Here is an 11584-nt window from a genome sequence, read left to right on the forward strand (position 1 = left end):
AAAGGCTAAGCCTAGTAGATATTTTTAAAGGCTCGGTTATAATGAAATTTCGAGTAAACAACGCTGTGAACTCCCCTTATACTTGCAAAGTCGCCACCCTCTTAGATTCGCTACCCAATAAATGCATAGGATTTTATATGTCTAAACCTCTTTCTATCTTACTGGCCCCTGACAGCTTTAAAGGGTCTTTAGATGCATCCGATTTTTGTAAGATTGCTAGCCAAGTCATTCAGGCAATAGCCCCCACCGCCCAGGTTTTCTCTCGCCCTATGTCAGATGGCGGTGAAGGTTTTGTAGACAGCTTTGTTTGCGCAGGGGCTGGGCAAGCTAAATCGGCTTGGGTATCAGACCCTTTGGGTAAAAAAACCAAAGCCAACTTTGCTTGGCAAGCAGAGAGTCAAACCGCCATTATAGAAATGGCACAAGCCTCGGGTATCACAAAAGTTCGCAAAGAAGAATTAAACCCGTTAAACACCCATACCTACGGTACTGGCCAACTGATTCAACAAGCGATTGACTTGGGGGCTAAAAAAATCATTCTGGGACTCGGTGGCTCAGCCACAAATGATGGCGGTGCCGGTGCTTTAATGGCATTAGGTGTACCAATGCTCAACAGCAAAAACCAATCTATTAACCTAGGTGGCCAAGCCCTAAAGGAGTTAGCCACAATTGGTGAAATCCCATCACACCTTTTGGAAATAGACTGGCAAATTGCTTGTGATGTTACCAATCCTTTACTGGGTGAAACAGGGGCAACAGCAATCTTTGGCCCACAAAAAGGTGGACAACCGCAACAACTTGAAATTTTAGAAAAAGCGTTAAGCCAATTTGCCAAAGTACTAGAGTCACATGCCAATAAGGCAGTTCATTTAGAATCTGGCGCAGGGGCGGCGGGCGGTATGGCCGCTGGCTTTATGGGATTGCTAAATGCCAAACTGGTACCTGGGTTTGATGTAATTAATGAAACACTCCAACTTGAAGCGCTTATTAAAAATCAAAATTTCGATTACATCCTTACTGGCGAAGGACGGTTTGATAACCAAACCCGTTTTGGAAAACTGCCATTAAGAATTGCTGAACTCGGCCAAAAATACAATGTACCCACCATTGGTCTTTGCGGTAGCCTAACTTGTTCAGTAGAAGAGCTTCCCGAATTTAAAGCCATTTTTAGCATTGTAAACAAAGTCATGGACGAACACGAAGCAATGGGCAACGCCCCCTATCTACTACAACAAACGCTGTTATCGGTCATTCCGCTTCTTAAATAAGTTACCAGGCCTGCTCAACCGATTACATTTAATAAGACTGCACCCATTAACTTGTAGGTTAATGGCTAGCATCCTTATAACAATCTTCACCAAGTTGTTACCCTAGCGTCATATTTTGGTAACGACATCTCATTAATATACCTAACAACAATTTTGTATAGTCGTCCCTGCCGTTTACACCCTCTGTAAAAAGCCGACTAAACCACAATCTTAGGTATAAAAGTAATGAACAGCACTTCAGCAATGGATGTAAATGTAGAGAATAAAAACACGCGTAAACTTTTGGGTTCTGCGGTTAACAACACTTCCATATTTAGTCGCAAAGGCTTTCTTGATAGACTGTTTACCGCTTGGTTTGATCGTTTGGTCTATCCGCAAATCTGGGAAGATCCAGAAGTGGATATACAGGCTTTACAGTTGAACCATAATTCACGAATTTTTACGATCTCTTCGGGTGGTTGTAATGTACTTAATTATTTAACAGAACAACCTGAAGTGATTGAGGTCGTTGATTTAAATGAAGCGCACATCGCTTTAATTAAGCTGAAATTGATCGCTATTCAACACCTGCCTAGCTATGAAGCCTTTTTTGATTTTTTTGGCCGCGCCGATTTACCTAAAAACATAGACCGATACGAAGCTTACATTAAACCAAATTTAGATTCTGAAACCCTAAAATACTGGGAGTCTAGAGAAAGACCTTGGAAACAGAAGCGTATTGAATATTTTACCAATGGTTTTTATAAACATGGTTTACTTGGGCATTTTATTGGTTTAATACATTGGACCAGCAAACGTTTAGGGCATGATATTTCACAAGTCATGCAAGCCCGTACAATGCAAGAACAGCAAGTGCTGTTTGACCAACATGTTGCTCCTGTATTCGACACAAAACTGCTGAAATTTTTATGCAACCGCTCAATGGTAATGTATAGCCTGGGGATTCCGCCTGCGCAATTTGAAGAGATGAACCGCGACTCTAAACAAGCCAAAATTGGTATGCATTTACTGCTTAAAGAGCGCGCTCGTCAACTGGCTTGTGACTTCCCGCTAGATCAGAACTACTTTGCATGGCAAGCATTTAACCGTGGATATGACATTAAACATCGTAAAGCGGTGCCACGTTATTTAAAAAGCGACCAGTTTGAGGCTTTGCAAAATCACGTTAATCAGGTGAATGTCACTCACATTTCCATGACTGAACGCCTTAAAGACCTGCCAGATAACAGCTTAAATGCTTACCTGTTTTTAGACGCTCAAGATTGGATGGATGAAACACAACTGACTGAATTATGGCAAGAGGTGAACCGTACCGCTATGCCAAATGCCCGCGTGGTATTTAGAACCGCTGGCGATACTTCTCCTTTAGAAGAGAAACTGCCGCATTCGATTCTTCAGCACTGGCATACTAACCAAGAAGACAATCAAAACTATACTAAACAAGATCGCTCGGGCATCTATGGTGGAGTACATCTCTATATTCATTCCAGCACCACAGAAGGCCAGAAGATACTTTAATGGATATACTGAATCGTTCAATACTCTATGTGAATACCGTAAAACAACTTGGTGTCAGCCAAGCCATTTGCAACGTCCAAACCAAACTCGACTTGCTGGTGGTTGATGGAGAACCTGTTCCAACAACACTTAATGACGAAGAATTTACCAATAGTTATGTGTGCTCTCCGTATACCGCTTACATCTCCTATGCTGAAGATGAACTTGAGCTGATTCAATCCAAAAGTCAGCGAAACCTGTTTTTAGGCGCTATTCGCATTGCCGATAAGCTGTTAAAACTGGCCAAAATCAACCAAACACTCTCCATTAACAACTGGTTAGTTTCGACCAACTTACCTCCTAAATGGTCTAAAGAAACCGTTCCTAAACTCACCCATAAACTGATTCACCGTTATCCTGTACACAGCTTTAATATTCGCTCTTTAAACTGGCACAATAATGCTGAGCTCATGCAATCCTTGCAAGACAATGGTTGGCTATTGATTCCAGCAAGACAGGTTTATCTGTTTGATAATCAAGATAGACAGTGGTGGCACAGAAGCCACACCAAAAGAGATCAAAATCTATTGCGCAAAACTCAGCTCAAACTCATGGAGCCACATGAACATCAAGAAGCTGATTTTGAGGATATTGTGCACTGCTTTAATAAACTTTTTATTGAAAAGCACTCGCATTTTAACCCTCAATTTAGCGCAGCGTATTTGTACCAGATGCATAATATCGGTTTAATTCAGTTTTACAGCTTTAGAAACCCTGAAGACAATAAAATCATAGCCTCCATTGGCTTGTTTACACAGCAAGAGATCATAACCACCCCCATGGTAGGTTACGATACTGAGCAACCAAAAGAGCTGGGATTGTATCGTTTGCTGATGGCGGTTTTATTAAAAGAGACGTATGAATCGGGTCAGATGATGAATTTAAGCTCGGGTGCGGGTAGTTTTAAACGAGCGCGTGGCGGCCTACCTACCATTGAATACACAGCGTTTTATACCAAACACCTTTCATGTTCTCGCACCCTAATTATGCAAGGCTTTGCCAAATTATTAAACAAGTTTGCTCCTAAGGTACTTGAAGACAATCAAATTTAAACCCATAAACCATACTTACCAGGCCTGGTAGATTTGTGGTTAGGAATGTGAATGAGGGACGGTACCTTTGGGTACCGTCCCTGCATAATACCCACATAACAAAATGGTTTTAACCACAAAGCAAAAACTCGGCGAAGAGCCGAAGCACAGAGTGGTCTTTGACTTACTGATTATCGTGATTCACTTCAACCCAACGCAATAACTTGATCTCACCTTCTAAGGTTTCCACAATAGCCGTACAAGACTCAACCCAATCACCGCAGTTTAAATATTGAATATCGTCAATCATTCTGATTTCTGGGTGATGAATATGCCCACAAATCACCCCGTGAAAACCCTCTTTTTTACAGTCATCCACCACCGCCTCTTCGTAAGCTGAAATAAAGGAAACAGCGCCTTTTACCTTTTGCTTAACGTAGGATGACAGCGACCAATAGCCCATACCAAATTTACGGCGCAGGTGGTTGAAGTAGCGATTCACAATCACCAATGATTCGTAACCCCAATCACCCATAATCGCTAACCATTTATGGGTTTGTACCACGCTATCGTACTTATCGCCATGAATCACCAAAAACCGTTGCCCACGAGCCGATTCAAACACCGCATCATCACACAGAGTAATATTGCCAAAATCCACACCTGAATAACGACGTAGAAAATCGTCATGGTTTCCCGTTACGTAAGTCACATCGGTACCACGTTTTGACATGGTTAAAATACGACGGATTACATTGGTATGTGATTGTGGCCAGTACATACGTTTTTTTAAACGCCAGCCATCAATAATATCGCCAACCAAATAGAGGTTTTTACAATGATTATATTTAAGAAATTCAGCTAAAAATTCAGCTTTGGCACCCTTACTTCCCAAGTGTGTATCTGAGATAAAAACACTTCTAAACAAGTGTTTTTCATGGTCATTTTCGGCCAAAATAAAATCCGCTTCTGCGATGGAAGCCATCCAATTTGGAAAACTAATTTCCTCGTTTCCTTGAATGTTTTTTTGATTCAAGTTTTGCGCACTAAATTCCATGTAAACATCTCAAAAATAATTAGGGGATTTGAGACAGTCTACAAAGCTTTTTTGACAATAATATGACGCTTGAATGAACTAAATATCATTACTTTGTCACTTAGAGTTCATCTACTTTTAATACGTTTCTATTAGATTTGTAACAATGAAAGTAGAAAACCTAAAAAACATTAAGCGACTCACCTTAATTACCGACGCTTGGACACCCCAGGTGAATGGGGTTGTGACGACCTTAACAAACCTTATTAAAGAACTTAGAAACCAAGGTGTTAAGGTAGATATTATTCAACCTTCTGAATACAAAAGTTTTCCGTTACCGACTTACCCTGAAATTAGATGTGTGTGGCGACCAAAAGGTTTAAATAACCGAATATTAGACTTTAAACCTGATGCTATTCATATTGCTACCGAAGGTTCTTTGGGCTGGTTTGCCAGACACATTGCTCTTAAAAACAAATTACCATTTACCACGAGTTATCACACTCGTTATCCAGAATACATTCGTGCGCGCATACCCATTCCTCTAGGCCTTACTTACCGAGTATTACGCTATTTTCACCGCCCAGCACAAAAAACGCTGGTACCAGGCCTGTCTATTTTGCAAGACTTACAGGCAAAAGCCTTTAACCACTTGACCTTAATGTCACGTGGCGTAGATACAGAGCTTTTTAATCCACAACAGCATCGAGAGCTCGACTATCCAAAACCAGTTATGCTCTATGTTGGCCGTATTGCCCCTGAAAAGAATATTGAAGCATTTTTGTCATTAGAGATACCAGGTAGCAAACTCATTATTGGCGAAGGCCCAGAACGGGGAAATTTAACAAAACGCTATCCTCATAGTCATTTTTTAGGGGCTAAATCAGGAAAAACATTAGCCGAATTTTATGCCTCAGCCGATGTCTTTGTTTTTCCTTCTAAAACCGATACTTTTGGTGTGGTCAATATTGAATCAATTGCATGCGGAACCCCAGTTGCTGCCTATCCTGTAACGGGGCCCAAAGATATTATTACGGAAGGCTTAAATGGTTCAGTCAATGACGACCTAAAACAAGCCATTAAAACCGCTTTATCCCTACCCAAACAGAATATACACCTCAGCATTCCTCAATTTAACTGGCCACATGCCTCCCAACAATTTTTACAAAATCTAAGCCCGATTGATTGGTCTAACTGAACCCATATTAACTGATGGATTTTTTAGTTATCTGACTGTATAAACGGTACAATACCCCTCATTATTTTTTTAACATAAAAGCTTTGCCTAAATAAGCTCCCAAACAATAAAGCCCTTTTCTTATGAGTAATGCACAACTGATTTTGCTAGATAAACGTAAACAACCTCTTAAAGAGTATCTTGTTGCAGTCGCTGCCTCCGACGGCCTAAATATCAAAGGGGTTGAAATTATGGCCTCTCCAGCAAAAGGGCAAAAATCGTTACTCAATGCCAACATCTTTATTCCACCACTTGAAGACTTTGACTATAACCCAAAAAAATTGGCCGAAGAGTCTTTAAGCAAACTCACCATTGATGAAGAAATCATCGATATTAACGAGTTCATTCAGCGCTGCTCAGAAGAGGAAGAGGTTCGTAAAGCCTTAACGAAATCGGTAGCTCGTTTTTCAAAAAAACTGGCTGAATTAATCAAAGAATTTTGTGATTCTGATGTGATTCCACTTATTCAAGAAAGCCGTAATGACGCTCTGTTCAAACTTAAAAACCACGCTAAAGACCTAAAAGGTAAGAATGTGGTGTGTATTGATATTGAAGCGACCAATATTTCGACGGATCCAGAAGCGGATATTATTCAAGTTTCAGCTTGTGACATTAACGGCAAAGAGCTGTTTAATCAGTTAATCAACCCAGGTTATGACATTCCAGAAAACGAAAAACACAATATCACAACCGAAATGGTTCAAGGCCAACCCTCTCTTGGCCAGGCCTGGGACCTGATTCACGACACCCTTTTACAAGCCGATGTGGTATTAGCTTACAGCACCGAGAGCGACTTTATGTACCTAGAAAAAAGTGCTGAAAAGAAGATGCTCAAATTTGAGCTAGACTACAACACCTGGTTAGATGCCGCTGAGCTGAGTAAAGACCTAATTGGTGCTATGCGTTGGCACAGTGAAAACATGTATTGGTTCTTTAAAACACCAAAATTGACTGTGGCCTATGAAGAAGTTTTAGGCAAACCATTCCCTGGCGATGCGCACGACGCTTTGGCCGATGCCATAGCGACCGTTGACCTTTTTAAAGCGATGCTAGAGAAAGGTACTCAATCCAAGATTGAAGAAAAGAAGCCTAAGAAAAAGCAGGAACAAATTACCAACAACCCATTTGCCGCTTTAGGGCAACTCAAGTAAAGGAACTTTTTCAATGTGCAACACGACTTTTAAGCAATTAGAGAAGGCTCAACAAGGCGAGCAATTTGATTGGCAAGAGTTAAAGTCTCAAATTAAGTTTGATGCAGACGGCTTAATTCCCGCTATTGCCCAGCAGTTTGACACAAAAGAAGTGTTAATGATGGCTTGGATGAACAGTCAATCTTTAGAAGAAACACTGCAAACAGGTCGTGTCTGTTATTGGTCGCGTTCACGCCAAAACTACTGGCGTAAAGGTGAAGAGTCTGGACAAGTTCAACTTTTAAAATCTTTAACTTTTGACTGCGATGGTGATGCCATTCTTTTACAAGTAGACCAAACAGGGCCTGCTTGCCATACAGGTCGTAAAAGCTGCTTTTACACACAAGTGGAAGCTGGTAAAGTCACTATTACCACAAACCCAATTATTAACCCTGAAGATTTATACAAAAAATAAGTTTGCTACAGAAGTTACCAGGCCTGGTTATTCTGTCGCATTCATATTTTATTAACCAGGATAGCTCTAATCAGCTTTGGTTAAAGCTTTCTAGGGTATTCAGGTTTTTAAAGGCATCTGGGCAGCAGTCTGCAAAATTGGCTTGGGTAAATGGGTTCTCTTTTACCCAGCGATTAACACTTAAATGTCCAATATCAATTGCATGACCTAAAGACTCTCTCATTGAACAATGCATTAACAAATACAACGGTTGCAACCTTTGGCCATCAAACACGGCCACAATCGGATTTGGCTGTTGTTTATAGGCTTGAACTAAACGTTCTACAAAATCGTTGGGAATATTGGGGTTATCGCATGGCACAAACACCGCCCACTCTGTATCAATGTGCTGCCAAGCAGCATGCATACCAGCTAGCGGACCTAAAAACCCTTGATATTCATCACTGAATAACTTCTCTGAGAAGGCTTTATAACGTAGCAATTCGGCGTTTGCATTAACCCATACATTCTTAACCTGGCTCGATAACAGCGATAAAATCGGTTTTAATATCGGCTCACCATGGTAAGGCAATAGCGCTTTCTGTTGATAACCCACTCGGCTACCTTGGCCACCCGCAATAATAACCCCCGTAATCTGCTGAGGAGTACTCAAACGATTATTCATGCATCACACAAATAGTTACGGGGTTTATAAACACCAAGTAAGCACCATCTCATTAAAAGAGTCTTTTTCAATGGGTTTTGCCAAGAAGTCATCCATCCCTGCTTGTAAACAACGTTTTTTATCTTGCACCATCACATTTGCCGTTAACGCGAGAATTGGAATATGAGCAACCTCATTCGCTACATCATTAGCTACATTAGCTAAACGCTCTTCTTTTCTTATCATTTTAGTCGCTTCAAAACCATCCATCACAGGCATTTGGCAATCCATAATAATAAGGTGATATCTTTTCGGATTAAGACGCCAATAATCGACCCCTTTAAGTCCATTATCTGCAATATCCACTTTAGCGCCTAATCGCTGTAAAAACGCATCAATTACATTTTGATTTATGAGATTGTCTTCCACTAATAAAATATGTTTACCCAATAGTGGTAACTCTTTAGCATTTTTGTGACTGGTATCTTCAACCTGATGAGAAGCGGTTGAGTCAATCATATTGATTTTAGAAAAGTTTTCAAAAGGCAACTTAACCCAAAAACAACTACCTTTATTTAACTCTGAAGTAACGCCAATCTCCCCTCCCATTAAATCAACCAACTGTTTACAAATTGCTAAACCTAACCCTGTGCCACCAAATTTTCTGGAGGTTGAGCCATCTGCTTGAGTAAATGAATCAAATAACTTATCTAAGTGCTCCTCTGCAATGCCAATACCACTGTCAATGACCTCAATCATCACATCTGTGGTATTTTTATATTCCTCAACCAGCCTTACTCTTACAAGAACCTCGCCCTTCTCGGTAAATTTAAGTGCATTGCCAATAAGGTTCATAAGTAATTGCTGAATACGCATAGAATCCCCTAAAAATGCTTTAGGAAGATTATCTGCATAATCATATTTTAAGGTAATCGACTTCTCTTCTGAGGTGGTTGATAACAGATGAAGGGTTTCTTCTACCAAACTTTGTAATGCCACTTTCTCTTTAATAAGAAACACTTGCCCTTCATCTAACTTGGCAAAATCCAACACCTCATTAATGATTTTTAACAAGATATCACCACTTTGTTTAATGGCTTGTAAATACTGGGTTTGAGTTGAATCGAGCGGCGTATCAAACAGTAAATCGGCCATCCCTAAAACACCATTCATTGGTGTTCTAATTTCATGACTGATTGTGGCCACAAAACGGCTACGAGCTTTTGCCAAGGCCTCAGCTCTTTCTTTAGCCAAGCTTAATTGTTGCTGCGTTTGTTGCTGTAAAGTAATATCTCTCACTACCTGAACCAAAAAGTTCTCACCATTTAATTCAATCTGGTTAAAGCCAATTTCTACGGATACCCTCTGCCCAATAGCATTCCTTAAAAACAGAGGTGCGTTTTCGCGATAAGAGTCTTCTTGTAATGTTTTATTATTTAAATAATGCTGTTTCAAGCGATCGTATATCGCAAAACTTTCGGCTTCTAACCAGAGACTGAACAACTTGTTTTGCAAATCACTTTTTTGGCATTTTAGTAAACTCTCAGCGGCTGTATTCGCGTTCAGTATTCGCCCTTGAAAGTTAATAACAAAAATAGCCTCTGGTACAGATTGAATCAAATCTGTTGCATTCTTTTCTGCTGTTTTTTGGGCGTGAATAGAAGTGATATAACCACGAAGAATTTCTGGCTTGCCCGCTCGGTTGTATAAAATATGGCTCAAGTCATAAATCCATTTATATGAACCCTTGCCATTGGTTTTAAGTCGATACACCATTTCAACCTTATCCTGATTCTCTAAGTAGGCTGTGAGTAATTTTTGCCTTACCTCATCCACATCATCATTATGAATCCATTCAATAAAAGAGTGCTCAACTAAACTTTTTGAATCTTTACCTAATAAACTTTCCACATTAGGCGAAGCATATAAAATTGACATATTTCGATCAATTTTCTTTTCCAATAAAATGGTTGGGCCTGCATTGAACAACTGGTCATGAACCGCAGCCTGCTTAATTCTTTCTCGCTCTTCCTGCAATTGTCTAAAGAACAAATAAAGAAGTGTGGTGATGATAAAAACAACAATAAAAAGCAACAAAGCAATAAACACAACATTATGCACATACTCATCAAACACTGCGTTACGCTGAATCGCTCGCACTTGCCATGCAACGTTATCAATAGATGCAATGGCTAACGCCCTTTCACCTGGTCTTGCACCTAAGGTTTTGGAATCCATCTCATTGAAAAAAACTGAAATTTTTGAGCTACTCATTTCACCCTCAGGGTGATCACCCAATAAGGTTTTATAGGGTGGAAACTGTTCGCTAATAACAAGTTCATACTCTTGAATATTCAAATTCACAATGAATCTTTCAAGCGGTTTAAAAGAGAGTTTTACCCACAGTCCAGCCCACTTATCGACAACCGTAATGGGAAAAAGGATATCAAAATGAAAGCCGCCATCAGGCGCCTGATGTGCATTTACTCGTGGGATACTTGGCGTTGTAGTGTTAATAGATTCTTGAATTAAACGTCGACATTTTGGCCCCATATCTTCAACATGGCTACCCACTATGATTTTGCCCTTGTGATTAATAACAGCAAACTCAGTATCCGCAGGAAATAACTCTGTTACATCACTTGCTATCTCTGCCAAATCATAAGGATAACCAGCCCCTTTTGATAACTGTAAAATTCTATCCTGATGATGATAAGCGATGGATTTTACAATTAACTGATGCTTTTCAACATAATCAGAAACAAATGAAGCTAAGCCGTTTGCCGATATTTTTGCCGCTTGCGTTACACGCTGTTCATTTTGCGAAATGATATAAACCACAATCGTGACAATAAAAAAAGCAAAGCTCAACATAGAAAACCAGAAAATCAGTGGCAGTTTAAACTTAGATTTTGTAGAACGGTTTTTCAAATTGGCTTGATCGGTATTATTTGACATAGTTTTGCCATGATTTTAGACATAAACCAACCGAGTTAACTCATGTCATTCAGTTATAAAGAGTTCAACTATTGTAACCTTGGTGGCTTTTCAAGCAAGCTTAAGTATTGAATGAATACACACCTGTACAGCTTGTATAATATATGTATAATAATTAACTTGAATAAGCCGATTTTGTACATAAAAGAAATCTCTTTTACCAAGTTAATCAGTTCTTATTCAATCGTGATTTTTAAAAATCAAGCCTCG

Annotated in this window: 9 protein-coding genes; 6 read left to right on the forward strand and 3 right to left on the reverse strand. The window is 39.8% G+C overall.

Annotated features, from left to right (window positions below):
• The first annotated feature begins 137 nt into the window (after positions 1–137).
• The 3 genes from A379_RS05680 to A379_RS05690 all read left to right on the forward strand — a co-directional run bounded on the left by A379_RS05680 (position 138) and on the right by A379_RS05690 (position 3877).
• Entirely contained in the window at positions 138–1268 is a 1131-nt protein-coding gene (locus tag A379_RS05680; protein ID WP_040726591.1) for a glycerate kinase, read from the forward strand.
• Positions 1269–1493: 225 nt separating this feature from the next.
• Positions 1494–2786 carry a DUF3419 family protein gene (locus A379_RS05685; RefSeq protein ID WP_051145025.1) on the forward strand — a complete coding sequence of 431 codons (1293 nt, stop codon included), beginning with the start codon at positions 1494–1496 and terminating at the stop codon, positions 2784–2786.
• Entirely contained in the window at positions 2786–3877 is a 1092-nt protein-coding gene (locus A379_RS05690) for a hypothetical protein (protein WP_040726593.1), read from the forward strand. The genes A379_RS05685 and A379_RS05690 overlap by 1 nt, the downstream gene beginning before the upstream one ends.
• A 163-nt stretch (positions 3878–4040) precedes the next feature.
• Here the strand turns inward: A379_RS05690 and A379_RS05695 are convergent, their stop codons facing one another.
• Positions 4041–4913, reverse strand: a complete 873-nt coding sequence (locus A379_RS05695; protein ID WP_106381687.1) for a UDP-2,3-diacylglucosamine diphosphatase — start codon at positions 4911–4913, stop codon at positions 4041–4043.
• Positions 4914–5058: 145 nt separating this feature from the next.
• On the opposite strand from A379_RS05695, the gene A379_RS05700 reads away from it, so the two are divergent.
• The 3 genes from A379_RS05700 to hisI all read left to right on the forward strand — a co-directional run bounded on the left by A379_RS05700 (position 5059) and on the right by hisI (position 7734).
• Positions 5059–6090, forward strand: coding sequence for a glycosyltransferase family 1 protein (locus A379_RS05700; RefSeq protein WP_040726595.1), 1032 nt, complete (start codon positions 5059–5061; stop codon positions 6088–6090).
• Between the two features lie 122 nt (positions 6091–6212).
• The gene (locus A379_RS05705) at positions 6213–7280 is read left to right on the forward strand and encodes a 3'-5' exonuclease (RefSeq protein ID WP_040726600.1); all 1068 of its coding nucleotides are present in this window, start codon (positions 6213–6215) and stop codon (positions 7278–7280) included.
• A gap of 13 nt (positions 7281–7293) precedes the next feature.
• Positions 7294–7734, forward strand: coding sequence for a phosphoribosyl-AMP cyclohydrolase (gene hisI / locus A379_RS05710; protein ID WP_040726603.1), 441 nt, complete (start codon positions 7294–7296; stop codon positions 7732–7734).
• Positions 7735–7804: 70 nt separating this feature from the next.
• On the opposite strand, the gene mobA is transcribed toward hisI, so the two are convergent.
• Positions 7805–8398, reverse strand: coding sequence for a molybdenum cofactor guanylyltransferase MobA (gene mobA / locus A379_RS05715; protein WP_040726605.1), 594 nt, complete (start codon positions 8396–8398; stop codon positions 7805–7807).
• A 24-nt stretch (positions 8399–8422) separates the two neighbouring features.
• Positions 8423–11335, reverse strand: a complete 2913-nt coding sequence (locus A379_RS12635; protein ID WP_051145026.1) for an ATP-binding protein — start codon at positions 11333–11335, stop codon at positions 8423–8425.
• Positions 11336–11584 lie beyond the last annotated feature (249 nt).

Origin of the sequence: Thiomicrorhabdus sp. Kp2 (assembly GCF_000478585.1) — a bacterium.
Taxonomy (GTDB): Bacteria; Pseudomonadota; Gammaproteobacteria; order Thiomicrospirales; family Thiomicrospiraceae; genus Thiomicrorhabdus.

Excerpts from the sequence above, each read along its gene's own strand:
- A379_RS05680 (WP_040726591.1), top strand. The coding sequence starts at position 138 with ATGTCTAAACCTCTTTCTATCTTACTGGCCCCTGACAGCTTTAAAGGG.
- A379_RS05685 (WP_051145025.1), top strand. The coding sequence starts at position 1,494 with ATGAACAGCACTTCAGCAATGGATGTAAATGTAGAGAATAAAAACACG.
- A379_RS05690 (WP_040726593.1), top strand. The coding sequence starts at position 2,786 with ATGGATATACTGAATCGTTCAATACTCTATGTGAATACCGTAAAACAA.
- A379_RS05695 (WP_106381687.1), bottom strand. The coding sequence starts at position 4,913 with ATGGAATTTAGTGCGCAAAACTTGAATCAAAAAAACATTCAAGGAAAC.
- A379_RS05700 (WP_040726595.1), top strand. The coding sequence starts at position 5,059 with ATGAAAGTAGAAAACCTAAAAAACATTAAGCGACTCACCTTAATTACC.
- A379_RS05705 (WP_040726600.1), top strand. The coding sequence starts at position 6,213 with ATGAGTAATGCACAACTGATTTTGCTAGATAAACGTAAACAACCTCTT.
- hisI (WP_040726603.1), top strand. The coding sequence starts at position 7,294 with ATGTGCAACACGACTTTTAAGCAATTAGAGAAGGCTCAACAAGGCGAG.
- mobA (WP_040726605.1), bottom strand. The coding sequence starts at position 8,398 with ATGAATAATCGTTTGAGTACTCCTCAGCAGATTACGGGGGTTATTATT.
- A379_RS12635 (WP_051145026.1), bottom strand. The coding sequence starts at position 11,335 with ATGTCAAATAATACCGATCAAGCCAATTTGAAAAACCGTTCTACAAAA.